At 66.0% G+C, this 23,105-nt stretch carries 24 protein-coding genes; 11 read left to right on the top strand and 13 right to left on the bottom strand.

Translation table 11 applies throughout. The features are described from left to right. Positions 1-75 precede the first annotated feature (75 nt). A complete protein-coding gene (locus AC5QAH_RS10975) occupies positions 76-564 on the top strand; it encodes a hypothetical protein (protein WP_049454713.1) in 489 nt (162 codons plus the stop codon). A 14-nt stretch (positions 565-578) separates the two neighbouring features. Here the strand turns inward: AC5QAH_RS10975 and AC5QAH_RS10970 are convergent, their stop codons facing one another. Further along, positions 579-1,040 carry a methyltransferase family protein gene (locus tag AC5QAH_RS10970; protein ID WP_049454711.1) on the bottom strand — a complete coding sequence of 154 codons (462 nt, stop codon included), beginning with the start codon at positions 1,038-1,040 and terminating at the stop codon, positions 579-581. Between the two features lie 153 nt (positions 1,041-1,193). On the opposite strand from AC5QAH_RS10970, the gene AC5QAH_RS10965 reads away from it, so the two are divergent. After that, positions 1,194-3,215, top strand: a complete 2,022-nt coding sequence (locus AC5QAH_RS10965; RefSeq protein ID WP_241873880.1) for an esterase/lipase family protein — start codon at positions 1,194-1,196, stop codon at positions 3,213-3,215. Between the two features lie 75 nt (positions 3,216-3,290). On the opposite strand, the gene AC5QAH_RS10960 is transcribed toward AC5QAH_RS10965, so the two are convergent. Further along, on the bottom strand, positions 3,291-3,983 hold the full coding sequence (locus AC5QAH_RS10960; protein WP_019338357.1) for an alpha/beta hydrolase: 693 nt from the start codon (positions 3,981-3,983) through the stop codon (positions 3,291-3,293). Between the two features lie 98 nt (positions 3,984-4,081). Here AC5QAH_RS10960 and AC5QAH_RS10955 point away from each other — a divergent pair, with 98 nt between their 5' ends. The 7 genes from AC5QAH_RS10955 to AC5QAH_RS10925 all read left to right on the top strand — a co-directional run bounded on the left by AC5QAH_RS10955 (position 4,082) and on the right by AC5QAH_RS10925 (position 8,625). Further along, on the top strand, positions 4,082-5,014 hold the full coding sequence (locus tag AC5QAH_RS10955) for an AraC family transcriptional regulator (protein WP_235650383.1): 933 nt from the start codon (positions 4,082-4,084) through the stop codon (positions 5,012-5,014). A 70-nt stretch (positions 5,015-5,084) separates the two neighbouring features. Then, a complete protein-coding gene (gene hchA, locus AC5QAH_RS10950; protein WP_049454706.1) occupies positions 5,085-5,957 on the top strand; it encodes a glyoxalase III HchA in 873 nt (290 codons plus the stop codon). Positions 5,958-5,962: 5 nt separating this feature from the next. Then, entirely contained in the window at positions 5,963-6,667 is a 705-nt protein-coding gene (locus tag AC5QAH_RS10945) for a PA1136 family autoinducer-binding transcriptional regulator (protein ID WP_197597839.1), read from the top strand. Positions 6,668-6,754: 87 nt separating this feature from the next. Further along, positions 6,755-6,988 (top strand): hypothetical protein, encoded by a 234-nt coding sequence (locus AC5QAH_RS10940; RefSeq protein WP_049434923.1) that lies wholly within the window; start codon positions 6,755-6,757, stop codon positions 6,986-6,988. 134 nt (positions 6,989-7,122) lie between these two features. Beyond that, the gene (locus AC5QAH_RS10935) at positions 7,123-7,362 is read left to right on the top strand and encodes a hypothetical protein (RefSeq protein WP_224329210.1); all 240 of its coding nucleotides are present in this window, start codon (positions 7,123-7,125) and stop codon (positions 7,360-7,362) included. Between the two features lie 24 nt (positions 7,363-7,386). Beyond that, positions 7,387-7,632, top strand: coding sequence for a hypothetical protein (locus AC5QAH_RS10930; RefSeq protein WP_049454704.1), 246 nt, complete (start codon positions 7,387-7,389; stop codon positions 7,630-7,632). Positions 7,633-7,770: 138 nt separating this feature from the next. Then, the gene (locus AC5QAH_RS10925) at positions 7,771-8,625 is read left to right on the top strand and encodes an endonuclease/exonuclease/phosphatase family protein (RefSeq protein WP_241873878.1); all 855 of its coding nucleotides are present in this window, start codon (positions 7,771-7,773) and stop codon (positions 8,623-8,625) included. Positions 8,626-8,644: 19 nt separating this feature from the next. On the opposite strand, the gene AC5QAH_RS10920 is transcribed toward AC5QAH_RS10925, so the two are convergent. Next, the gene (locus AC5QAH_RS10920; RefSeq protein WP_010484415.1) at positions 8,645-8,908 is read right to left on the bottom strand and encodes a hypothetical protein; all 264 of its coding nucleotides are present in this window, start codon (positions 8,906-8,908) and stop codon (positions 8,645-8,647) included. Positions 8,909-9,047: 139 nt separating this feature from the next. Between AC5QAH_RS10920 and AC5QAH_RS10915 the strand changes: the two genes are divergently transcribed. Next, the gene (locus AC5QAH_RS10915) at positions 9,048-9,425 is read left to right on the top strand and encodes a VOC family protein (protein ID WP_241873877.1); all 378 of its coding nucleotides are present in this window, start codon (positions 9,048-9,050) and stop codon (positions 9,423-9,425) included. A 41-nt stretch (positions 9,426-9,466) separates the two neighbouring features. On the opposite strand, the gene AC5QAH_RS10910 is transcribed toward AC5QAH_RS10915, so the two are convergent. The 6 genes from AC5QAH_RS10910 to AC5QAH_RS10885 form a co-directional block, all read right to left on the bottom strand. Then, positions 9,467-10,888 (bottom strand): efflux transporter outer membrane subunit, encoded by a 1,422-nt coding sequence (locus AC5QAH_RS10910; protein WP_143994183.1) that lies wholly within the window; start codon positions 10,886-10,888, stop codon positions 9,467-9,469. Next, on the bottom strand, positions 10,882-11,619 hold the full coding sequence (locus AC5QAH_RS10905; RefSeq protein WP_049483068.1) for an SDR family oxidoreductase: 738 nt from the start codon (positions 11,617-11,619) through the stop codon (positions 10,882-10,884). The genes AC5QAH_RS10910 and AC5QAH_RS10905 overlap by 7 nt, the downstream gene beginning before the upstream one ends. 64 nt (positions 11,620-11,683) lie before the next feature. Then, entirely contained in the window at positions 11,684-14,854 is a 3,171-nt protein-coding gene (locus tag AC5QAH_RS10900) for an efflux RND transporter permease subunit (protein WP_019338348.1), read from the bottom strand. Between the two features lie 112 nt (positions 14,855-14,966). Continuing rightward, positions 14,967-16,190, bottom strand: coding sequence for an efflux RND transporter periplasmic adaptor subunit (locus AC5QAH_RS10895; protein WP_005409110.1), 1,224 nt, complete (start codon positions 16,188-16,190; stop codon positions 14,967-14,969). A 91-nt stretch (positions 16,191-16,281) separates the two neighbouring features. Next, a complete protein-coding gene (locus tag AC5QAH_RS10890) occupies positions 16,282-17,052 on the bottom strand; it encodes an SDR family NAD(P)-dependent oxidoreductase (RefSeq protein ID WP_019338346.1) in 771 nt (256 codons plus the stop codon). After that, on the bottom strand, positions 17,049-17,276 hold the full coding sequence (locus AC5QAH_RS10885) for a hypothetical protein (RefSeq protein ID WP_010484401.1): 228 nt from the start codon (positions 17,274-17,276) through the stop codon (positions 17,049-17,051). The genes AC5QAH_RS10890 and AC5QAH_RS10885 overlap by 4 nt, the downstream gene beginning before the upstream one ends. 147 nt (positions 17,277-17,423) lie before the next feature. On the opposite strand from AC5QAH_RS10885, the gene AC5QAH_RS10880 reads away from it, so the two are divergent. Continuing rightward, positions 17,424-18,455, top strand: coding sequence for a LysR family transcriptional regulator (locus tag AC5QAH_RS10880; RefSeq protein WP_005409107.1), 1,032 nt, complete (start codon positions 17,424-17,426; stop codon positions 18,453-18,455). Positions 18,456-18,785: 330 nt separating this feature from the next. Here the strand turns inward: AC5QAH_RS10880 and AC5QAH_RS10875 are convergent, their stop codons facing one another. The 4 genes from AC5QAH_RS10875 to AC5QAH_RS10860 form a co-directional block, all read right to left on the bottom strand. Beyond that, positions 18,786-19,481 (bottom strand): YiaD family glycine zipper/OmpA-like lipoprotein, encoded by a 696-nt coding sequence (locus AC5QAH_RS10875; RefSeq protein ID WP_053442840.1) that lies wholly within the window; start codon positions 19,479-19,481, stop codon positions 18,786-18,788. Between the two features lie 139 nt (positions 19,482-19,620). Beyond that, positions 19,621-21,036: a cryptochrome/photolyase family protein gene (locus AC5QAH_RS10870; protein WP_043399254.1), complete on the bottom strand. Its 1,416-nt coding sequence runs from the start codon at positions 21,034-21,036 to the stop codon at positions 19,621-19,623. Between the two features lie 89 nt (positions 21,037-21,125). Continuing rightward, positions 21,126-21,740: an inorganic diphosphatase gene (locus tag AC5QAH_RS10865; protein ID WP_043399251.1), complete on the bottom strand. Its 615-nt coding sequence runs from the start codon at positions 21,738-21,740 to the stop codon at positions 21,126-21,128. 10 nt (positions 21,741-21,750) lie between these two features. Then, on the bottom strand, positions 21,751-23,100 hold the full coding sequence (locus AC5QAH_RS10860; RefSeq protein WP_241875284.1) for a metallophosphoesterase: 1,350 nt from the start codon (positions 23,098-23,100) through the stop codon (positions 21,751-21,753). Positions 23,101-23,105 lie beyond the last annotated feature (5 nt).

Here is a 23,105-nt window from a genome sequence, read left to right as displayed (position 1 = left end):
ACATCAGCAGGCCCATAATCCGGTTCCGCGCCCGGTGCCGGGCGCGCTGCTCCGTCACGTACAGAAGGACCTGCAATGAGAACCAGAAACACCGCGTTCGCCGTGGTCATGACCGCTCTGGCCGTGAGCTCGGCTACCCACGCAGCCCCGCCGCCTGCCATCGCTCCCGCCGGCACCGCAACGCTGGAGGCCCTGCTGGCCTGCAAGGCAGGTTCGAACTTCAGCGAAGCCGAGGCCATCGATGCCCTGCAGGCAGCCGGCCTGGCCAGGAAGCCTGGCGGCACGTTCGAGCCGGAAACCACGCCAGTCGCCCTGTTCGGCGGTACCGTCACCCATGCCGATGTGAATGTCGCCGAGGGCGAGAAGAGCGTCTTCGTCTACTTGAATGGTGTCGATCCGAAGCGCCTCGCCAAGACCTGGTCGGTGACCACGGTCAACGAATACGCCAACACCGAAGAGCCCTCGTACGTGAAGCGCATCGACAAGCGCCACACCCTGCACGTGATTGCCGGTGACGATTACGAAGGTTATTCCGCCGCCGTGAAGTGCCAGATCGCGCCGTAACGGCCTGACCCGCGCTACAGCCAGCGTCGTACTCGCTGGCGGAAGGCTGCGTACGCCTCAGGAAAGCGGGCCGACAGTGCCCGCTCTTCCGGTACGATCTGCCACCGGTTGATGTACAGCACGAACAGCGGCACAGCCAGCAGTGCGGCCAGGTTCTGCAGGTACAGCATGGCACCTGCCAGGACAGTGGCCTGCCCCAGATACATCGGGTTGCGTGTGTAGCGGTACACGCCGTGCGTGACCAGCACGCTCGACGCCGCCGGCCGAAGGGGATTGACCGTGGTGCCCACGCGACGGAAGGCCAGCTTCGGCAGCAGGTTCAAGACCACGCCGAAGACCATCACCAGACCCGCAAGCAACTCAGGCATCGGTAGCTGCAACGCCCCGCCCGGCTGCCATCGGCTGCCCATATAACCGATGGCGGCGCACAACAGCATCGCAAGAGGCGGAGGAACACGGGTCTCAAGCCAGCGCATCGCAGCCCTGCATTCATCCTGTTCACCCCAGTGTCACACGGAAATGCCTGAATCGCCCGGTTGGCGGCGCTTCCGTGCTCCAAACCGACCGCCCGGTATCTTCCGCTTTGACATGCCGACCGCTAGAGTGGCGCCACCGCGCAGGAGGATCGTATGGCAACCACGGGCTTGGGCTTCATCGGCCGCACGACCCTCATCATCACCGTGCTGCTCACCCTGGGCGGCTGCGCCACGTTGCGCCAGTTCGGGCCGTCGGTGCAGGTGGCCTCGGTCACCCCCGGCCAGTACATCGCCCTGAAGCGCGGCGACATCCTGACCACCGGCAAGCTCAGTTCGGCCACCATGGAAACCCTGCGCGTGGCCGGTCTCGACGAAGGCGTCTGCGCCAAGCCCGGCCTGCCCTGCATCGAGGCCATGGAAGGCAGCATCGTGGTGCGCGAGGAGGACAAGCGCTCAAGCCTGGCCGAGCTGTGGCTGCAGTATGCGATGACCCTGCCCGCGCCCAAGCGCGAGTACTCCACCTCCGGCCGTGCCAAGAGTGCGATCACCGAGCTGGATGCCGACTTCCAGCCGCGCCTGGACGCGTGGATGCAGGTCGCGCGGCAGGCCTACGCCTACCTGTTCTTCACCGAGCGAACGGCCAACCAGCGCGGTTTCGAGGACCGCCAGACCCAGGTGCGCGACTACTACAACCTGGCCGTGCAGGAAGCCTCGGTGCAGTTGTACAACGCCTATGCCACCGGGCGCGTGCACAGCCAGGCCAGCCATTTCCAGCTGGGCCGCTGGACCTTCGTGCTGGCCCCTTCAGGCGAGGCATCGCCGCTGGATACGCGCACCCCCACCGAACTGGTGCCGGCGGCCTCGCTGTCGTTCACGGGCACGCTGCGCAGCGTGCATCGCCGCGATGGCTTCGGTGCCGAACTGGTGGCCGTGATGGAGGATCCGGCCGCCGCCACGGCCACCACGCCGCCGGCCACAACACCCGCCGCGCAGGCCGCCACACCGGTCACGCAGAGCTGGAGCGAGATGCCGTCGCCATCGATGACGGTACTGCTGCGCTTCTCCGGAAAGAACCTGTGGGAAGTGCTGCACGACGACGAGCCGGAACTGGAGATCCACGATCCCTACCAGGTCACGGAAGTCACCCTGCATGGGCAGCAGGTGCCATTGGCCGCGAACTTCACCGCAGGCTACGCATTGTGGCTGGCGCGCTCCAACTTCAGCCACCAATCACTGCGTTCGCTGTTCGGCGGCAAAGGCGGCATCGACACGCCGCATCTGTACATGATGCAGCCCTACGATCCGAACCGCCGCGTGCTGCTGATGATCCATGGCCTGGCCAGCAGTCCGGAAGCCTGGGTCAACGTCGCCAACGAGCTGATGCGCGACGACGAGATCCGCCAGGATTTCCAGGTCTGGCAGTTCTACTACCCCACCAACATGCCCATCGCGATGAGCCACGATTCGATGCGCCACACACTGGATGAGGTGTTCAAGCATTTCGACCCCAGCGGCAAGGCGCAGGCTTCGCATGACATGGTGCTGGTCGGGCACAGCATGGGTGGCGTGATCGCGCGGCTGATGATCTCCTCTTCCGGCGATCATCTGGTCGACACCCTGCTGGAGACTGCGCAGATGACGCCGGCACAGCGTGAACTGCTGCGTACCAAGGGCGCACCGGTACTGACCTTCCTGCCGGAGCCGGAAGTATCGCGCGTGATATTCATCGCCACGCCACACCGCGGCACCGATGTGGCGGGCACCCGCCTGGGCCGCTGGATCGGTCGCCTGGTGCGGTTGCCGCTGACCGTGCTGGAAGACGTCGCCACCATCGCCAACGACGGCCAGATCGATCGCAACGACGGCAAGCACGGCTACCAGATGAACAGCATCCAGAATCTGGACAAGGACGATCCCTTCGTGCGCGCCGTGGCGGACCTGCCGATGTCGCCGAAGGTGCACTACCACTCGATCATCGCGCGGGCCAAGGCCGATGGTCCGCTGGAAAAGACCGACGACGGGCTGGTGCCCTACTGGAGCTCGCACCTGCCGCACGCGGATTCGGAGAAGGTGATCGTGTCCGGGCACAGCGTGCAGGAAGCCACGCCGGCCATCGTCGAACTGCGGCGGATCCTGCATGAAGACATGCAGGAACACGACCGGCAGTACAAGTAACGCTAGGCGTGGCAGCATCACGGCAGCGGTGCTCTGGCCGGCCGGGACACCACCACCGCGGCAAGACCGGGAAACTCAGCCTTGTCCGTCGGACGCAGCTTCGGTGATCAGTTCGGCCACCGCTACCGGCTGCGATGCCAGCGATGCATGACTGGCATCCAGCGTGATGCTGGCACGTGGCTGCATGCGTGCCGCCATGCGCCGCTGGTTATCAGGGTGAATCATGTGGTCAGCGCTGGAGACCTGGTACCAGCTCGGCTTATGCCGCCACGCCGGAACACTGACGGCATCACCGAACGTGCTCGCCAGCGGCGCCTTCTGGGTGACCGCCATCACCCGCGCCTCGTCGGCCTGCAGGTCCTGGCAGAAACTCTCGTGGAATTTGCCGGGCTGCAGCCACAGGTAGCCGTCGCTGTCCGGCGCCAGATTGGCCGCCGCCTGCGGCAGCTGTTGCTGGGTGATGCCGCCAGGGCTCTCGCCCGCATCCGGCGCGAACGCGGCGATGAAGACCAGGCCGGTCACGTTGGGTTCGTTTCCGGCTTCGGAGATCACCGCGCCACCATACGAATGGCCGACCAGCAGCACCGGCCCCGCAACCTGGCGGATCATGCGCCGGGTCCGCTCTGCGTCGTCGGCCAGCGACGTCAACGGCAGTTCCACGGCATGCAGATCGTGGAAGCCCCGGCGATCGAGCTCCAGGATCACCTTGGCCCAATGCGCGGCGCCGCCCCAGAAACCATGAACCAGAATGATGCTTGGCTTGCTCATCTTGCAGAACTCCTCACTTGGATGGGATCGTTGCCCGACAGCCATCAGCGCTGCCTGAAGCCACCCGACCAGACTACGGATCGCCCCTGCCAGCGGCGATGCACGGACTCCTGAAAACCATGCCAAGGCTCCACACCACCGAATCGCTTCAGGCCGGCTCCGACGCCTTGTTTGCGATCTTCCAGTCCTCGCGCATGCACGGCGGCGACATCACCCGCCACGTCGTGCAGCCCGGTGGGGCCCGCATCATTGCCGAGGGGCGCGGCTGCTTCCATTTCATCGAACAGGGCACGGCACGCCTGCATGCGGATGCCACGGTGGTGCCACTGCAGACCGGCGAGCTGCTGTTGATGCCGCATGGCAGGACACATCGCATCGACTGTGCCGGCGACGCCCCGCAACCTGCCCATCTGACCACGGCGTCCTTTGGATTTGATGGCCCAGGCAGCCAGCTGCTGCTTGATGCCCTGCCCGGCTGGCTGCATGTTCCCGGGGTTGACCGGATGCCGAACGGATTTCCCGCCAGCTCAGCCGATTGGGTGGCGGTAACCCTGGGCGCAATCCAGGTTGAAGCGGCCCGGCCCACGCTGGGTAGTGGGCTGATGCTGTCACGCCTGCTCGACCTGTTGTTTGTCTGGACGCTGCGCTACTGGCTGGGAACCTCCAGCCCTCACAACTGCCAGCGTCTGCACGCACTGGCCGACCCATTGATCGGGCGGGCACTGGCGTTGATGCAGGCACACCCCGCACAGGCATGGACGGTCGAGTCTCTGGCGGCAAGCCTGAATCAGTCCCGCTCGAACTTCGCGCAGCGGTTCAGCCTGGCCACCGGCATGTCACCGATGCGTTATCTCGCTGGATCGCGATTGCAGCTGGCCGCGGAGCTGCTGCGCAGCGGAAACCGGCGGGTTTCGCAGATCGCCGGAGACGTCGGGTATCTCTCCGAACCAGCATTCAGCCGTGCGTTCCGCCGTGCTTTCGGCATGAGCCCGAATGCCTGGCGCCAACAGATGGCAGCGTCGCGCGAATGAGGGGAAAACCCTCATCGCACGTACGCATCAGCCCTTCTATGCTGGCTCCACTACCCCACTGGAGGTCCTCATGAAAACGCAAGAGCCCAGCCGCCATCCCAGCCCCGACCCGGCCGAGCGCGACGCCTTCTTCCCGTCTCCGTACTCGCTGTCACAGTTCACGTCGGCGAAGAGCGACCTGTCCGGTGCCGACTATCCCGACGCGCGCCGCGACGGCCGCTGGAAGGTGCTGATGATCGCTGCGGACGAACGCTATCTGCCCACTGCCAACGGCCACCTGTTCTCCACCGGCAACCATCCGGTGGAAACCCTGCTGCCGATGTACCACCTGGACAAAGCCGGCTTCGACATCGATGTGGCCACGCTGTCCGGCAACGCCGCGAAGTTCGAGTGGTGGGCGTTCCCGCGCGAGGACAAGGAGATCGGCGGACTGTACGACCGCTACGAGGCCCGCTTCCGCCAGCCACTGCCGTTGGATGAGGTGGTGGCAGGCCTCGATGCCGCATCGGATTATGCAGCCGTGTTCATTCCCGGTGGCCATGGCGCCCTTATCGGACTGCCGCAGAGTCGCGCGGTAAAGGCAGCCCTGCACTGGGCGATGGCCGAGCAACGCCACATCATCACCCTCTGCCATGGTCCGGCCGCGTTGCTGGCCGCAGGCGTCGACGAGGCCGACGGTGGTTCGCTGTTCCGCGGCTACCGCATCTGTGCTTTCCCCGATGCGATGGACCGGCAGACGCCGGAGATCGGCTACATGCCCGGGCAGCTGCCGTGGTTCTTCGGTGAACGCCTGGCGCAGCAGGGCGTGCAGATCGTCAATGACGGCATCGATGGCAGCGTGCTGCAGGACCGCCTGCTGCTGACCGGCGACAGCCCGCTGGCCGGCAATGCGCTGGGCAAGCTGGCCGCGCGCACGCTGCTCGACGCACTGGCCGGGCGCTGACCGGGATGGGCGATCTGGTGCAGGCGTTGCTGGAACTGGAACGCGCTCGCTCACTGAGTGCGGTGGGCGCGGTACTGCGCAGCATCTCTGCACCGCTCGGCTACGATCGCGTGCTGGTGTTCGCCACCGGCACGGGGTTGGAGCGCGGTACCCAGCGCGTGTACTGGATCGAGGGCGACTGGTTCGGCGACGGCAGCAGTACCGACCTCGCGCGCTACCTGCACGCCTGTCCGGTCAATCGCCACGTGCTGGACAGTGACGCGCCGTTCTTCTGGAGCAAGCGCCAGGGCGTTCGCGGCGAACGCTATCAGGTGGTGAAGCAGCCTCGTGGTGAAGGCCTGCACGGCCTGCAGGTGCCGGTGTTCGGCACCACCGGCCTGGAAGGCGCGATCAGTTTTGCCGGGACAGCGATCGATGCATCGGCCAGCGCGCGGCTGCTGCTGGATGCTGCTGCAGCTGCAGCATTCCGTGCCGCACGCCGGCTTGCAGAGACACCCAGCGAACTTTCCGGACGTACGTTGAGCACGCGCGAACGCGAGGTGCTGCGCTGGGTCGCCGCCGGCCGTCGCCAGGCGGAGATCGCGGCCACGCTGGGGCTGTCAGCACGTACGGTTGAAAACCATCTGCGTCGCGCGCGCCAGCGCCTAGGCGTGGCAACCACCGCGCAGGCAGTGCGTGCTGCCAGCCGCCGCGGTGAGATCGAAGACTGATCGCAGCAAGGCACTTCCGGCGGTCGGGTTCACGTGTTACACACGCCATGCGCATGTGCGCGATTGCAGAAAGCAAGGATGATGCTTATGAAACTGCAACTGGCCGCGATGGCCGCGTTGGTGGTGGCAACTGCAACCCTGGCTCCGGCGGCGGACGCCAATGCTGGGGGACCGAGAGAGAATGTTTCCTGTGTGCCTGTGAACGTGGACCGCAACCGCGTCCACCAGCACTGCACGGAAACCTACACCGATGAATTCGGCAACGTCTACACTGCCGAGTATTGGATCGACGAGTACGGCAACCCTTACCTGCGCGACTGAGCCGGGTGGGGAGTGCGCCGGGCCGATCGCCGGGCCGGCGCGCATGCCGCAGCTGCCGCTCGGTCGCATGCGCTACCGGGGGTAGTTGCACGACACCGCGCAGATGCGCGATTGCAGACACAAGGATGATGCCGATGAAACTGCACCTGGCCGCGATGGCCACACTGGCCGTGGCCTTCGCGGGAATGATGTCGAGCGGCAACGCCAACGCCGGGGTAACCAGCCCACCCGGCAGCGTGACCCGCTGCGAACCCTTTGAAGTGGAGCGCTACCGGATCCACCAGCATTGCATCGTGACCATGCCCGATGCGGACGGGGAGATTTTCCTCACCGAGTACTGGATCGACGAATACGGCAATCCCTACTTGATGTAATCCTCATCGACAAGGAGCGTGGAAATGAGACTGCATAAAGGCATACCGGCATGTTCGCTTGCCACCGTGCTGGCCGTGTTGATGCTGGCCCCTGTCGCCAGCACAACGGCTGCCGAAGTCATCGAGGTCCAGGAAGAGTGCGTGCCCTTCCGCATCGCTGGCAACGTATTCCACCAGCGCTGCACGTCGTACGTGGTCTACGACGACGGCACCCGCGAAGTCACCGGCCATTACAACCGCGACGAAAACGGGATGATCTACGACCCCTGATCGCGCCCGCGCGATCCGCCGGGCGGCGCCTTCACCGCCCGCCCGGCATCTCCCAGCCGCCCATCCCGGCATACCGCTGCCCTCGCCTTCCGTGGCATGCTTCGTGAAACCGTTTTCATGGAATGGAGGGATTCCACGATGTTGTCGCGTTTCCGTCGCCCTGCGCTGTGTGCGCTGCTGGCGCTTGCTCTGCCTGGCGTCGCCTGGGCTGCTGCACCGGCGCCGCTGAAAGTAATGTCGTTCAATGTCCGCACTCCGGCCGATACCGAACCGGGCAAGCGCTGGCCCGACCGTCGCGATGCCATGGTCAAGGTGATCCTCGACGCGCATCCGACGGTGATCGGCACGCAGGAGCTGGTGAAGGAACAGGCCGACTACCTGTCAGGGCACCTGCCCGGCTACCGCTGGTTCGGTGAAGGCCGCCGCGGTGGCAGCGGCGATGAACACATGGGCGTGTTCTACGACAGCAAGGTGCTGGCCATCGAGGAATCCGGCAACTTCTGGTTGTCCGACACACCCGATGTACCCGGCAGCATCACCTGGGGCAACCTGTACCCGCGCATGGTTACCTGGGCCCTGTTCCGGCGCCTGGACGACGGCCGTCGCTTCTATTTCATGAATACCCACCTGCCCTACCGCGACGAGGACGAACCACGCCGGGTCAAGGGTGCCGAGCTGATCGGCAAGCGCCTGGAAGCCCTGCCGGCCGACCTGCCGGTGGTGTTGACCGGTGACTTCAACAGCGAGCCAGGCGGTGACACCTACAAGGCGTTCACCCGCCTCCTGCTGGACACCCGTACCCAGGTGAGGGCTCCGCAGGGTCCGCGCCTGACCTTCCACAACTTCACCGGCAAGGCCACCGTACAGCTGGACTGGGTGCTGGTGCGGGGCTTCCATGCGCGCAGCTTCCTTACCGATGATCGCCGCGTCGATGGCGTGCTGCCGTCGGACCACTTCCCGTTGGTGGTCACGCTGGACTGGCCGAAGCACTGACTCCCTGCGGCAGCCGTGGCTACGGCGGCGGCTGCCGCGACAACAGCCGGTACAACGCCTGGTGCTGGTTGCGCGCCTGGCAGATGCGGGCGCCGACGGCGAGAAACACGGCAACGCCGATCAGCCCCAGCCCCAGCATCGGATCGGGCAGCCGCAGGAAACCGATGGCAGCGGCCATCGTCGCCAGCACCATCAGCACTACGACCGCTACCGACAGCCCTGCGCCAGGCGGTCCCGGATCACCAAACAGCATGCGCTGGGTATCGCGTTTGTCATCGCTCATCGCCTTCCCTCCTGGACTCTGCCCCACTAGTTACACCGCAGGCCCCGGTTCTGGCAGAGTCAGAAACGTCATGACTGTGACAACGTCCACAGCACGCGACACGCTACCCTTCCTCCATTCCCAATCTGCGGAGGACGTCATGGCGCACCAGAGCCGTCTGGCCGGATTCATCATCGACTGCCAGGACACGCCCGCTGACGAAGGCGCACGCTTCTGGGCGGCCGCACTCGGCCTGCAGGCGCAGCCATCGTATGCCGAAGATGGCGCCGAGTACGCCGACCTGCATGGCGCTCCCGCGGGCCTGAACGTGGAAGTACAGCGCGTCGATCACCCTTCACGGGTGCACCTGGACATCGAGAGCGACGACATCGACGCCGAGGCCGACCGCCTGGAGAGGCTCGGCGCGCGCCGGATCGGCTTCGTCAAACGTTGGTGGGTAATGGAAGCACCGACCGGCCATCGCTTCTGCATCGTGCGCATGCGCGAGCGCGAGGTGCCTGCCAATCACTGGCCCTGAAAGAAGAAAGGGACGGAAGCCACTGCTTCCGTCCCCTGCGGTTACTGCACCTGCGCCACGCTCGGCGGCTGCGGTGATTGACCCCATCCCCCCAGCGCCTTGTACACGCCCACCACGCTGACGTTGACCTCGGACTCGGCGGCCGCCAACGCATCATCGGCCGCCAGTTGCGTGCGCTGCGCATCCAGCAGGGTCAGGAAGTCCTCCGAGCCCTCGCGGTAGCGGATCTGCGCCAGCGACTCAGCGCGGCGTGCCGCCTGCGCCTGCTCGACCACGATCGCCAATCGCGCCTGCTGCTTGGAATAGCGGGTCAGCGCGTTTTCGGTGTCTTCCAGTGCCAGCAGCACGGCCTGCTCATACTGTGCTGCCACGCCTTCGGCCTCGGCCTTGCTGGCACGCAGGCGTGCACGCACGGTGCCGAAGTCGAATGCTGCCCAGCTCAGCGACGGGGTCAGCGACCAGGCCTTGTTGTTGCCATTGACCAGGCCACTTGCATCGCCGCCGAGGAAGCCGACGAAACCGGACAGCGACAGCCGCGGGAACAGGTCCGCAGTAGCCACGCCCACGCGTGCGGTAGCAGCGGCCAGGCGACGCTCCGCCACGCGCACGTCGGCGCGTTGGCGCAGCAGCTCGCGGGTATCGCCCAGCGGCAGTGCCTTGGCGAATGCCGGCACGTCATGTGGTGCCAGCATGGCGGTCAGCGTTTCCGGGCGCTGGCCCAGCAGCACCGCCAGCCGGTTACGCGACTGCGTCTCGGCCACTTCCAGAAGCGGAATGTCGGCCTCGATCGCCTTCAGCCGTGCACGGCTGCTCTGCACGTCCAGCTCACTGCCGGCGCCCAGCTCCCAGCGCGCCTCGGTCAGCTTCTGCGTATCGCGCAGGTTGACCAGCGTGTGCTGGGCCACGGCGATGCGCTTCTGCGTACCGCGCAGCTCGAAGTAGTTGCGCGCCACTTCGGCGGCGACCAGCACCTGCGCATCGGCCAGGTTGGCCTGCTCGGCGTCGAGGTCGGCGCGCGCGGCTTCTGCAGCACGGCGCTTGCGGCCGAACAGATCCAGCTCCCAGCCGGCGTCGAAGCCGAGCTGGTAGCTTTCACTGAACACCCGCTGCCCACCCAGCTGCGGATCGGGTTGCTTGCGGCGGTCGTAGCTGCCGCCTGCGGTGATGTGCGGGGCCTGGTCGAAACGGCTTTCGACGAACACCGCGCGGGCCTGGCTGACGCGGGCCACGGCCACGCGAAGATCCAGGTTGTCCGACAGTGCGCCATGCACCAGCTGTTCCAGCACCGGATCATCGAACTGCGCCCACCAGCTGGCCACCGGCGAGGTGGTGCTGAACACCGGCTGCTGCGCACCCCGCAGCACCACAGGCTCCTGTACCGGCGCCTTGTAGTTGGGGCCGACGCTGACACAGCCTGCCAGCACCAGGCTGGAGACGGCCATCGCCAACGTGCGGATCACCATGGCAGCACCTCGCCCAGGTAGGTGAAGCTGCCGCTGGCGCCGGATTCACCGATCAACGCCATTTCCACGCTGGAACGTGCGCCTTCGCTGATTTCGATTTCGCCGTTGCCGCCGTTCATGTCGGTCTTCACGTAACCCGGATGCACGGTGTTGACCTTGATCGGGGTATTGCGCAGTTCGTAGGCCAGACTCAGGGTCCAGCTGTTCACCGCCGCCTTGGAGGCGTTGTAGGCCGGGATCTTGAAATCGTAGATGCCCGACGTCGGGTCGGCGTGCAGGGTCTGCGAGCCGAGCATGCTGGACACGTTGACGATGCGCCCGGATTTGGCCTGCTTGACCAGCGGCAGGAAGGCCTGGGTGACCGCCACCAGCGCGTACACGTTGGTGTCGAAGGTGCGCTTCCAGGTTTCGAGCGACTGCTCCGACGGCGCCTGCGCCGGGTTCTCGATCATGATGCCGGCGTTGTTGACCAGGATGTCGAGGCGGCCATGGCGCTGGCGCACCTGCTCGACCGCTTCGGCGATGCTGGCCGCGTCGGTCACGTCCAGTTGCAGGGCTTCGACCGGCAGGCCTTCAGCCTGCAGCTTCAGTGCCAGCTCCACGGCGGTCTCACGCTTGCGACCGGCCAGCAGCGTGTGCACGCCAGCCTGGGCCAGCTGGCGCACAGTTTCCAGGCCGATGCCACGGGTGGCGCCGGTGACCAGCGCGATCTTGTTCTGATGGGTGTTCATGGATGCATGCCTTGTGAGGGGAAAGCCGCCACCGGCCAATGACCGGCGGCGACGGGGTTCCATATCAGTGGTGGATGGTCGGCTCGCCGTGCTGCACCAGCTGGCCACCACCGTTGCGGGTGACGAACTTGCGCAGGGCCACGTAGAACACCGGGGTGAGGAACAGGCCGAACAGGGTCACGCCCAGCATGCCGGCGAACACGGTGATACCGGTCACCGAGCGCACTTCGGCGCCTGCACCGTGCGACAACACCAGCGGCACGGTGCCGGCGATGAACGCGATGGAGGTCATCACGATCGGGCGCAGACGCAGGCGGCAGGCCTCCAACGCGGCTTCAACGATACCCTTGCCGCCCATCTCCAGCTCGCGTGCGAATTCGACGATCAGGATCGCGTTCTTGCACGCCAGGCCCATCAGCACCACCAGGCCGACCTGCACGAACACGTTGTTGTCGCCACCGGTCAGCCATACGCCGAACAGCGCGGACAGCAGGGTCATCGGCACGATCAGGATCACCGCCAGTGGCAGCGACCAGCTCTCGTACAGCGCGGCCAGCACCAGGAAGGCCAGCATGATCGCCACCGGGAACACGATGAAGGCTGCCTTGCCCTGGGTCGCCTGCTGGTAGCTCAGGTCGGTCCATTCAGTGGTCATGCCCACCGGCAGCACCTTGCCGGCGATCTCGGTCAGCTTGTTCATCGCCTCGGCGGAGGACAGCAGGCGCGGGTCGGCTTCACCGGCCAGGTCAGCCGCCGGATAGCCATTGAAGCGCAGCACCGGGTCCGGGCCGAAGGTCTGCTTGATGGTGACCATCGAACCGATCGGCACCATCTCGCCGCGGTCGTTGCGGGTGCGCAGCTTGCCGATGTCCTCGACCGTCTCGCGGTACGGACCGTCGGCCTGGGCGATCACCTGCCAGGTACGGCCGAACTGGTTGAAGTCGTTGACGTAGGCCGAACCGAGGTAGGTCTGCAGGGTGTCGAACAGTTCGGTGAGCTGCACGCCCTGCGCCTTGGCCTTGACGCGGTCGACCTCGGCATCCAGCTGCGGCACATTGGCCTGGTAGCTGGAAATCGGGAAGGCCATGCCCGGCGTCTGCGCCACGGTGCCCTGCATCGCCTGTACGGCATTCTGCAGCGCGCCGTAACCCAGGTTGCCACGGTCCTCGATGAACATCTGGTAGCCGTTGCCGTTGCCCAGGCCGAGGATCGGCGGCGGCATCATCGCGAAGGCGAAGCCTTCCTGCAGCCCGGCGATCTTCTGGTTGATCTCGGCGTTGATCTGCGCGGCGGTGCGGCCATGGCGCTCGGCGAACGGCTTGAGCGGAATGAACGCCACACCAGTGTTCGGCGTGTTGGTGAACTGCAGCGCGTTCAAGCCCGGGAACGAGATGGTGTGGGCCACGCCATCGGTTTCCTGGGCGATCTTGGCGACCTTGCGCAACATTTCATCGGTACGCGCGATCGAGGAGCCTTCCGGCAGCTTCACACCCGCGATCAGGTACAGCTTGTCCTGGGTCGGGATGAAGCCCGGCGGCACCAGCTTGAAGATCACGCCGGTACCGACCAGCAGGATCGCGTAGACCACGAACACCGCACCGCGACGGCCGAGGATGCGGGCCACGCCACGCTCGTACTTCTCCGAGCTGGACTTGAAGAAGCGGTTGAACGGACGGAACACCCAACCGAACAGGCGGTCGATCAGGCGGCTCGGGCCGTCCTTCGGGGCACCGTGGGCCTTCAGCAGGCGCGCGGCGAGGGCCGGCGACAGGGTCAGCGAGTTGATCGCCGAGATCACCGTGGAAATGGCGATGGTGACCGCGAACTGCTTGTAGAACTGGCCGGTGACACCGGACAGGAACGCCATCGGCACGAACACGGCGCACAGCACCAGCGCGATCGCCACGATCGGGCCGGAGACCTCGCGCATGGCCTGGTGGGCCGCTGCGGTGGGCGACAGCCCTTCCTCGATGTTGCGTTCGACGTTCTCCACCACCACGATCGCGTCGTCGACCACGATGCCGATCGCCAGCACCAGGCCGAACAGGCTCAGCGTGTTGATCGAGAAGCCCAGCAGGTACAGCGCGGCAAAGGTACCCACCACCGACACCGGCACCGCGATCAACGGGATGATCGAGGCACGCCAGGTCTGCAGGAACAGGATCACCACCAGCACTACCAGGGCGATGGCTTCCAGCAGCGTGGAGACCACGGCCTTGATCGAGTCACGCACGAAGATGGTGGTGTCATACACGGCTTCGTACTTCACGTCGGCCGGCATGGTCTTCTGCATCTCGTCCATCGTCGAGATGACCTGGTCGCGGATTTCCAGCGCGTTCGCACCCGGCGACTGGAAGATACCGATACCGACCGCGTTCTTGCCGTCCAGCTGCGAGCGCAGGGTGTAGTCGCCCGCACCCAGCTCCAGGCGGGCCACGTCGGACAGGCGCACGATCTCGCCATCGGTGCCGCTCTTGAGCACGATGTCGCCGAATTCCTTTTCGGTCTTCAGCCTGCCCTGGGCGTTGATCAGGGTCAGGAACTTGCTGTCCGGCAGCGGTTCGGCGCCAAGCTGGCCGGCCGACACCTGCACGTTCTGCTCGCGCATGGCGCGCACCACGTCGCTGGCGGTCAGGCCGCGCGAAGCCACCTTGTCCGGGTCCAGCCAGGCGCGCATGGCGTAGTCGCCGCCGCCGAAGATCTGCGCGTCACCCACGCCCGGAATACGCGCCAGCGCATCCTTGACGTGCAGGCGCGCGTAGTTGCGCAGGTACAGGGTGTCGTACTTGCCTTGCGGCGAGGTCAGGTGCACCACCATCAGGAAGGTCGGTGACTGCTTCTGCGTGGTCACGCCCTGCCGGCGCACGTCCTCGGGCAGGCGCGCCTGCGCCTGCGCCACGCGGTTCTGCACCTTCACCGCCGCTGCGTCCGGGTCGGTGCCCGGGCGGAAGGTGACGGTCATCTGCAGCACGCCGTCCGAGCCGGCCACCGACTTCAGGTACATCATGCCCTCGACGCCGTTGATCGCTTCTTCAAGCGGCGTGGCGACGGTCTCGGCAATGACCTTGGGGTTGGCGCCCGGATACACCGTGCGCACGACCACCGACGGCGGCACCACTTCCGGGTACTCGCTGATCGGCAGGATTGGAATCGTGATCAGGCCTGCGGCGAAGATCACGATCGACAGCACCGCCGCGAAGATCGGCCTGTCGATGAAGAAACGGGAAAAGTCCATGGAGGAATTCCTGGGAAAGGCATTCGGCGGGCAACAGCCGCCCTGCCCCTCGTCACGTTGACGAAGGCAGGAACGGCTGCCGCTGGCGCCGGCAGCTAAGCGGGGACGCGGATCAGTGCTTCAGGGCGGCGGTGGCATCGCGGCCCGGTGCCGGCGCCGGCTGTGGCTGCATCGCCACCGCCTTGGCCTGCACCGGCATGCCCGGCATGAAGACCTTCTGCACGCCGTCGATGATCACCTTGTCGCCCGCGGCCAGGCCGTGTTCGACAATGCGCAGGCCATCAGCGGTGCGACCGAGCTGGATGTCGCGGCGCTGGGCCTTGCCATCCTTGTCGACCACGTACACATACTTGCGGTCCTGGTCGGTCAGCACGGCCTTGTCGTCGATCAGCAGGGCCTGGAACTGGCCGCTGCCGAGCAGCTGCACGCGGGCGAACAGGCCCGGCGTGAACTGGCGGTCGGCGTTGTCCAGCAGTGCGCGGACGCGGATGGTGCCGGTGCTGCGCGCCACCTGGTTGTCGAGGAAATCGACCTTGCCCGAGTGCGGATAGCCCTCTTCCCCGGACAGGCCGACCTTCACCGGCAGCTCGCTGTCCCGCTCGCTCGGGCGCTCGCCCTTGCGCGCCATCTGGGCGTAGCGCAGGAAAGTGCTCTCATCGGCATCGAAGTAGACGAACACCGTGTCCAGCGAGACCAGCGTGGTCAGCACGCTGGCGCTGTCGCCGGCGGTGACCAGATTGCCAGCGGTGACCATCGCGCGGCCGGCACGGCCGTCGATCGGTGCCCGCACCTTGGTGAACTCCAGGTTGAGCCGGGCCGCGTCCAGCGCCGCCTGCGCGGCCTGCACCGCAGCACCGGACTGGTCGGCCGCCGCACGACGCTGTTCGGCGGTCTCGGTGGAGATCGCCTGCTGCTCGGACAGGCGCTTGGCACGCTCGGACTCGCTGCGGGCCAGCGTAGCCTGGGTGCGGGCACGGGCCAGTTCTGCGGCAGCGCGATCGTACTCGGCCTGGTAGCTGCGCGCGTCGATGGTGAAGAGCACTTCGCCCTTCTTCACTTCCTGGCCTTCGACGTAGTTGACCTTGTCGATGTAGCCGGACACGCGCGGACGCAGTTCAACGCTCTGTACCGCTTCGACGCGGCCGCTGAATTCGTCCCACTGGCTGACCTGCTTGACCAGCACCGGCGCTGCGCTGACCTGCGGCGGAGGCGGTGCGCCGGCTTCTTCGGCATGGCCGCCGCTGCAGGCCGCCAGCACGGCCGCGGCGAGGATCGACACGCCGACCATCGCGATGCGATGGCCGAAACGATGTGGGGTGGTATTGGGGGAAGTCATGGCATGCATCCGTACGGAGGGGTGGTACAGCTAGATGAGAACGTGTTGCAAAAATCGGCGCCGCATACTGCGACCTCAACCATGGTCGAGGTCAAGCGACGCCTGCGGTATCGCGCCACAAAGGGGGAACTTCCAAGTGCAGCAGGCCACGCGGCAGCTCGGCATCGCTGCTGTCACAGCGGACGATGGCGCGGTTGTCGCGGCAACCATCCAGCAGCGAGACCACGCGACGGCCGACCAGCAGCGAGCTGGGCCACTCGATGCAGGCATTGGCCGCGTTGGCCGGGGTACAGACGGGGCTGCAGACTTCCAGCATCTGCGCGCGCACGCCCAGCGCCTGCGCTTCCTGGTGCACCACCTGCGCGTACATGCGCAGCGCAGCGGTGGTAATCGAGGTCTCGCCGTAGCCCGCCCACGGCTTGGCGTTGGCCGGGCTGCCGATCATCACGTAGCGTCGTGCGTGCACGTTGTCCTGCAGCAGCGGCAGCAGGTGACGCACCGCGTGCACGTGCGGCATTAGGTCGGCCTGCATCGCGCCCAACAGTTCATCGCCGTTGCGGTCGGTCACCCGGCCGCGACGATAAGGACCACCCATTGCGGCGATCACGGCGGCCAGCGGACGCGGGCGATGCGCGATGCGTTCGGCCAGTGCGCGCGCCGAGCCGTCATCGCTGAGCGAACCCAGCAGCGTCTCCAGGCCCGGCTCGTCGGCGAACTGCTCATGCAGCGCCGCCAGCCGGCCCGGATCGCGACCGACCACCAGCACCGGGCTGCCGGCTTCCAGCAATGCGCCAACCACGCCCTGGCCGACGGCACCGGTGCCGCCGAGGACCAGGACTTCGGGCGTCAGCATCCCATTCACGGGACATTTCCTCCCAAATCCGGGATAGTCCCGATTCGACGCAGCCGGTCGCCCTTGTGCGGGACCAGACGGATGGCACCGCCACGCTGCTGACGCATGGGCGCGGTAAACTCACGAAAGTCCTTGTGTACCAAGGAACTCGGGCGGACTTCAACGGTCATTGCCAGGTCCAGGCTGCTCTGGCCGGCGTTCCGGAGACGGGCAAGAATGTTGCGCAGGCTCATGGCGGACGGGCTCCAATTAACGAATGGCGCCACGATAGACCTCAAACCTTTACTTGATTAGTCCTGATTAAGGGGAATAATCATCCCGCTCCCGGTCCAATCGTTCTGTCACGATTGTCCCATCCCCGACGTCCAGGATCCCAGACCATGTCCCACGATCTCAACGAGACGCTGATCTTCGTCAAAGTGGTCGAGCAAGGCAGCTTCATTGCCGCTGCCAAATCGCTCGGCCTGCCCAAGACCACGGTCAGCCGCAAGGTGCAGGAACTGGAGACGCGCCTGGGTGCGCGCCTGCTGCACCGGACCACGCGCCGCCTCGGCCTGACCGAAGCCGGTTCGATCTATCACGAACATTGCCAACGCATCGCACGCGAGCTTGAAGAAGCCGAGAGCGCAGTGAGCCAGTTGCAGTCCGGGCCGCGTGGCTGGCTGCGCTTCACTGTGCCTTACTCGATCGGCATCACCTGGATTGCGCCGCTGCTGGGCCAGTTCCATGCGCAGTATCCAGAGATCCGCCTGGACATGCATATGGGCAACGAGAAGCTGGACCTGATTGCCGGCGAAGCCGATCTGGCGCTGCGCGTGGGTGCCCTGCCCGATTCCAATCTGGTCGCGCGCAAGCTCGGCAGCCTGCGCACGCAGGTGTTCGCCAGCCCAGCCTACATCGAACGTTATGGCGAGCCGCTGCATCCGGAAGAATTGCAGTTCCATCGCATCCTGGCGATGCGCAAGCCGTACCACACCGGCAACTCGCCGCGCTTCACCTGGCAGCTGGGCGAGAACGGCGGCGAGCTGCGCGACTTCCCTGTTACCCCGCTGATGACCGCAAACGACATGTCTGCGCTCAATGGTGCGCTGGTGTGCGGCGAAGGCCTGCTGCTGACCGGCGACGTGATGGCCAAGCCGTTCGTTGAATCGGGCATGGTGCGCCGCGTGCTGGCCGGCTGGACCGGCCCGGAAGTGGACTTCAACGCCGTGTTCGCCGGTGGCCGCCTGGTCTCGCCGAAGGTGCGTGCGTTCGTCGACTTCCTGGTCGAGAAGCTCAACTTCGACGCCAACTACATGCTGGCGCAATGCCCGGGCGCGAAGCTGGCACAGCAGCAGAAAGAAAAGGAAGACGCTGCGCTGGAAAGCAGCGGCAAGCGGATCCTGGAGAAGGTGGCCGCTTCGGCGGCATGACCGAGGGTATCCACGCGTGGCGTGGATCTACCCGGGCGCGCGATGCCGCTTTCTGTAGCGTCGAAGGTAGCGGCAGGAGCCGCTACCAACGTCGCTTGCGACGGCCCGACGGGTGCCGGTCAGGACGACCGGCATAGCCATGCTCGACTGCCTTTCGAACGGCGCCGACCAAAGTTGGCATCTACCAGAAGAGGTAGCCGAGCGTGGCTCGGCTCTACAGGCGCTATCGGCGTGCCGAGCAATGCTCGGCACCCACAAAAATGCCGCCTGCAAGGGCGGCATTTTCGTTCCGGCCGATGGCCGGAACGGCTCAAGCAGTAACGCATAGCGTTACTGCTTGAGCGGAATCACACGGATTTCGACACGGCGGTTCTTGGCGCGGCCGGCGTCGGTGCTGTTGTCGGCAATCGGGTACGCCTTGCCGGCGCCCAGCGTTTCGATACGCACGCTCTGCACGCCCTGGCCGATCAGGTACTGCGCGACCGAGTCGGCACGTTCCTTCGACAGGCGGTTGTTGACCGCGTCGCTGCCGATGCTGTCGGTGTGGCCGACCACTTCGATCATGGTCTGGTTGTAGTCACGCAGGGTGCCTGCCACGCCGTTGAGCGAACCATAGAACTGCGGCTTCAGGGTCGACTTGCCGAAATCGAAGGTGATGCCGTCCGGCAGGTTGAGCATGATGTTGTCGCCCTGGCGCTGCACATCGATGCCGGTATTGGCGGTGCGCTCGCGCAGTGCGCGTTCCTGGCGATCCTGGTACTGGCCGACCGCGGCGCCGCTGAGCGCGCCGATACCAGCACCAATCAGGGCATGCTGGCGGCGCTCGGTGGCGCTGTCGCCGGTCAGCAGGCCGGCGGCCACGCCGATGGCGGTACCGATCAGGGCGTTGCGGCCGGTGCGGTTCTGCTGCTCGGTCGGGTTGCCGTACTGGTCACTCTGTACGTAGGAGCCGCCGGTGGCGCAGGCCGACAGGACGGCCGCACTCATCAGGGCCAATGCGACGTTGCGGGTGGTGTTGCGGATCATGAGGTTCTCCTTGGTTTCCGGTTGGCCGGCGGCCTGCGGGCGCAAAGAGAATAAACAGCCCGATGCGATGCCGGAATGATGATCGGGCACGTCGACAGGGCCGCGTTCAGCTAACTGACCGGATCACTCAACCCGCACTTTACCCCGCTCCTGACTGCCGGTAGGCAGCCAGCGCGGCATCGCGGCCAGCCGCCAGATCCACCAGCGGCGTACGCGGATAGCCCGGGGCATGCGCCGCCAGCAACTGTGGATGCTGCCACGGCGCGAAGCGCGCCTTCACCGGCAGCGCCGCCAGTTCGGGCACCCAGCGGCTGATGTAGCGGGCCTGCGGGTCGAACTTCTCGGCCTGGGTGACCGGGTTGAACACGCGGAAGTACGGTGCGGCATCGGCGCCGGTCCCGGCCACCCATTGCCAGCCCATCGTGTTGTTGGCCAGGTCGGCATCGACCAGGGTGTCCCAGAACCAGCGCGCGCCGTGAAGCCAGTGCGCACGCAGGTGCTTGCACAGGTAGCTGGCAACGATCATCCGCACCCGGTTGTGCATGTAGCCGGTGTGCCACAGCTCGCGCAGGCCTGCGTCGACGATCGGCACGCCGGTGTTGCCGCGCTGCCAGTCGTGCAGCTGCGCGTCACTGGGCGTTGCCCATGGGAAGCGATCGAAACGGGGGTTGAGATTGTCGGTGGGCGTCTTCGGGAAGTGATGCAGCAGGTGGTAGGCGAAGTCACGCCAGCCCAGCTGGCGCAGGTAGCCGTCGATGTCGGCGTCGGTGCCGGCACTACGCAGCCCTTCCAGCGCATGGGCAATCCGCCAGGGGGCGATTTCGCCGAAATGCAGGTGCGGTGACAGCCGCGAGGTACCGACACGGTCCGGCAGGTCCCGCTGCTCGCGATACCCGCGCAGGGCACCATCTTCAAAGACGGACAGTGCTTCCAGCGCACCGGCTTCACCCGGCTGCCAGTGTTCCCAGAAGCCGGTATCCCAGTCCAGCGTCGGTGCCAGCTGGAGATCATCCAGTGCGAGGCTGTCGACCGCGTGTGCCGCCAGTGCCTTCGCTGCGGCCTGCAGCGAAGGCAGGCGCCAATGACTGAGTACGTTGCGCCAGTACGGCGTAAATACCTTGTACGGCTGGCCCTGCTGGGTGGCGATGTCCCAAGGCTCGAACAACAGGCTGCCATTGCAGCTCTGCGTGTCGATGCCCTGCTCGCGCAGCATGCGCTTGATGGTGGCGTCGCGTGGCTGGGTGGCCGGTTCGTATTTGCGGTTCCAGTAGACCGCCCCGGCGCCGGTCTGCTCGATCAGCAACTGCAGGGCCGGCAGGCTGTCACCACTGCGCAGCACCAGCGAGGAACCCCGCGTGCGCAGGTCCGCATCCAGCGCGGCCAGTGAACGGTGGCGCCACGCATCGGAGGCGGCACCCGGCGCCCACCCGCCTTCTTCGTGCGGCGCATGGATGTAGACCGGCACCACGTCGTGACCGGCATCCAGCGCGGCCTGCAGGGCCGGATTGTCCTGCAGCCGCAGATCACGGCGGAACCATACCAACGCTACCGACACAGGCACTGCCTTCGTTGTGGAAGGCGCACATGATAGCCAGCGGTGGTGAAGGAGATGCGCGCGCCCGGCCATCCAGGCATGGCGTGGGTCTACTGCTTGAATCGCTCCATCGCTTCACTGATCAGCCCGCGCGCCTCGGCGGCGTTGCCCCAACCGTTGAGCTGCACCGGGTTGCGCCCGGCCGGCAGGTCCTTGTAGACCCGGAAGAAGGCCTCGATGCGCTGCCGTTCGATCTCCGGCAGATCGGCCAGATCGCGGATGTTGGCGTAGCTCGGATCAACCTTGTCGGTGGGCACCCCGATGATCTTCTCGTCGTGCTCGCCGCCGTCGATCATCTTCAGGTAGCCGATCGGCCGGAAGCGCACGATCACGCCCGGATGCAGCGGTTCGCGGGTCAGCACCAGTGCATCCAGCGGATCGTTGTCACCGGCCAGGGTGCGCGGCATCGAACCGTAGTTGGCCGGATAGGCGACCGGCATCGACTGGAAGCGGTCCACATGCACCAGGCCGTCTTCCTTGATCTCGTACTTGGTGAAGCTGCCGGCCGGAATCTCCACCGCCAGATTCACTTCCTGCGGGGCCTGCTTCGGCTGCGCCGCCAGGAACGGATGCAGCACGCTATCGGCGGCGGTCACCGCCGTCGCGAGCAGGAGCAGGGCCCCGCCGATGGCAGCCATGGGGACAAGACGGCGTACGGTTTTCATCTGGATTTCCTCATTCCCAGCAGCGATCAGCGCGGCCCTTGGCAGTCTGCGCGCGCGGGCAGTCACGCGGCGTGATGCGGCCTTCGGTCAGCTCCGTGCGCTGCTTGCCACCCTTGGCATCACGGCGCAGTTCGAAGGCATCGTAGAGACGGCCAGTCACGGTGCGTGCTTCATAGCGCAGGTGCTGCGGATCGATGTTCAACACCTGGAACAGCTGGGTGTCTTCGGCCACCGGGTCCATCGTCCTGCGCGCTTCGTCGGAAAGGCGATACTGCTTCGGCCCCGCCACGGTGACCACATACTGCGGCGTCGCGGCCTGCCCTTCACCACGGCGACCATAGGTGTGATCGTGGCCCTGCAGCACCAGGTCGACGTTATGGCGGCGTACCACCGGCAGCAGCACGTCACGCAACGCGGCGTTCTCGCGTCCTTCGCGCGGCGAGTAGAACGGCTGGTGCAGCAGCACGATGGTCCACGGCTGCGGATTTCCGCCCAGTACCTTGTCCAGCCACTGTGCCTGTGCCTTGGCGGTGCCCAGGTCGAGTGCCGAAGTGCCATCGACCACGGCCACGCGCACGCCCTGCGCATCGAACCAGTAGCTGGTCTGCTGCGCGGCGCTGGCGCCATTGCCCGGCAGCGCAAACGTCACCGGCCAATGCTTGCCCAGCACGCGGCGTTCCTGCGGGGTGTCCTCGAACTCCTCGAAATACTCGTGGTTGCCGATGGCCGGGGCCACCAGGGTTTCCTGCGCCAGCCAGCTGGTCGCAGCAAACCACTCGCCCCACTCACTGTCATCCATGTTGTCGCCGCCGCTGACCAGGTCGCCGGCAAACAGGCTCATGCGCGCCTGCGGTGCGACCTTCTGTGCGGCGCGCACTACCCGGCTGACATGGCTGACGTTCTTGTTCTGGGTATCACCGAAGTACAGCAGGGTCAGCGGCTGGTCGGCCGCGGCCAGTGTGCGCAACTGGTTCCAGGCGCTCCAGCTGCCGTTGCCCTGCACGCGGTAGACGTACTGGGTATCCGGCTGCAGGCCGCTGATGTCGGCGCGATGATGATGCGACAGACCATTCTCGGTCTGTAGCGAATGGGTCGTTGCGCGCACCTGGCGGATGCCCTCGATGGCCGGCGAATCTCCGGCGAGGGCAATCTCCAGCAGCGGTGCCTGCACGCTGCCGTCGGTACGCCAGGCGACAGCGAATCCATGGCTGGGATCGACCGCCGGCGAGGCGACGATGCGGTCAGGTACCGTCGTTGCTGCGTAGTGGCGGCTGCCCGCCGGCACCTGGGTATTCGGTTCGGCCGCTGCGAACGACAATGACGGCAACGCCAGCAGCAAGCTCAGCGCCAGCGTACGCATCACGC

This window comes from Stenotrophomonas sp. YJH_SMC_43 (assembly GCF_059372535.1).
The sequence above is the reverse complement of the archived record's forward strand: the minus strand, read 5'-3'. Positions and strand labels throughout refer to the sequence as shown.

Excerpts from the sequence above, each read along its gene's own strand:
- AC5QAH_RS10975 (WP_049454713.1), top strand. The coding sequence starts at position 76 with ATGAGAACCAGAAACACCGCGTTCGCCGTGGTCATGACCGCTCTGGCC.
- AC5QAH_RS10900 (WP_019338348.1), bottom strand. The coding sequence starts at position 14,854 with ATGGACTTTTCCCGTTTCTTCATCGACAGGCCGATCTTCGCGGCGGTG.
- AC5QAH_RS10940 (WP_049434923.1), top strand. The coding sequence starts at position 6,755 with ATGAAACTGCAACTGGCCGCGATGGCCGCGTTGGTGGTGGCAACTGCA.
- AC5QAH_RS10930 (WP_049454704.1), top strand. The coding sequence starts at position 7,387 with ATGAGACTGCATAAAGGCATACCGGCATGTTCGCTTGCCACCGTGCTG.
- AC5QAH_RS10925 (WP_241873878.1), top strand. The coding sequence starts at position 7,771 with ATGTTGTCGCGTTTCCGTCGCCCTGCGCTGTGTGCGCTGCTGGCGCTT.
- hchA (WP_049454706.1), top strand. The coding sequence starts at position 5,085 with ATGAAAACGCAAGAGCCCAGCCGCCATCCCAGCCCCGACCCGGCCGAG.
- AC5QAH_RS10875 (WP_053442840.1), bottom strand. The coding sequence starts at position 19,481 with ATGATCCGCAACACCACCCGCAACGTCGCATTGGCCCTGATGAGTGCG.
- AC5QAH_RS10965 (WP_241873880.1), top strand. The coding sequence starts at position 1,194 with ATGGCAACCACGGGCTTGGGCTTCATCGGCCGCACGACCCTCATCATC.
- AC5QAH_RS10955 (WP_235650383.1), top strand. The coding sequence starts at position 4,082 with ATGCACGGACTCCTGAAAACCATGCCAAGGCTCCACACCACCGAATCG.
- AC5QAH_RS10920 (WP_010484415.1), bottom strand. The coding sequence starts at position 8,908 with ATGAGCGATGACAAACGCGATACCCAGCGCATGCTGTTTGGTGATCCG.
- AC5QAH_RS10880 (WP_005409107.1), top strand. The coding sequence starts at position 17,424 with ATGTCCCACGATCTCAACGAGACGCTGATCTTCGTCAAAGTGGTCGAG.
- AC5QAH_RS10910 (WP_143994183.1), bottom strand. The coding sequence starts at position 10,888 with ATGGTGATCCGCACGTTGGCGATGGCCGTCTCCAGCCTGGTGCTGGCA.
- AC5QAH_RS10895 (WP_005409110.1), bottom strand. The coding sequence starts at position 16,190 with ATGACTTCCCCCAATACCACCCCACATCGTTTCGGCCATCGCATCGCG.
- AC5QAH_RS10960 (WP_019338357.1), bottom strand. The coding sequence starts at position 3,983 with ATGAGCAAGCCAAGCATCATTCTGGTTCATGGTTTCTGGGGCGGCGCC.
- AC5QAH_RS10860 (WP_241875284.1), bottom strand. The coding sequence starts at position 23,100 with ATGCGTACGCTGGCGCTGAGCTTGCTGCTGGCGTTGCCGTCATTGTCG.
- AC5QAH_RS10865 (WP_043399251.1), bottom strand. The coding sequence starts at position 21,740 with ATGAAAACCGTACGCCGTCTTGTCCCCATGGCTGCCATCGGCGGGGCC.
- AC5QAH_RS10915 (WP_241873877.1), top strand. The coding sequence starts at position 9,048 with ATGGCGCACCAGAGCCGTCTGGCCGGATTCATCATCGACTGCCAGGAC.
- AC5QAH_RS10945 (WP_197597839.1), top strand. The coding sequence starts at position 5,963 with ATGGGCGATCTGGTGCAGGCGTTGCTGGAACTGGAACGCGCTCGCTCA.
- AC5QAH_RS10970 (WP_049454711.1), bottom strand. The coding sequence starts at position 1,040 with ATGCGCTGGCTTGAGACCCGTGTTCCTCCGCCTCTTGCGATGCTGTTG.
- AC5QAH_RS10905 (WP_049483068.1), bottom strand. The coding sequence starts at position 11,619 with ATGAACACCCATCAGAACAAGATCGCGCTGGTCACCGGCGCCACCCGT.
- AC5QAH_RS10935 (WP_224329210.1), top strand. The coding sequence starts at position 7,123 with ATGAAACTGCACCTGGCCGCGATGGCCACACTGGCCGTGGCCTTCGCG.
- AC5QAH_RS10885 (WP_010484401.1), bottom strand. The coding sequence starts at position 17,276 with ATGAGCCTGCGCAACATTCTTGCCCGTCTCCGGAACGCCGGCCAGAGC.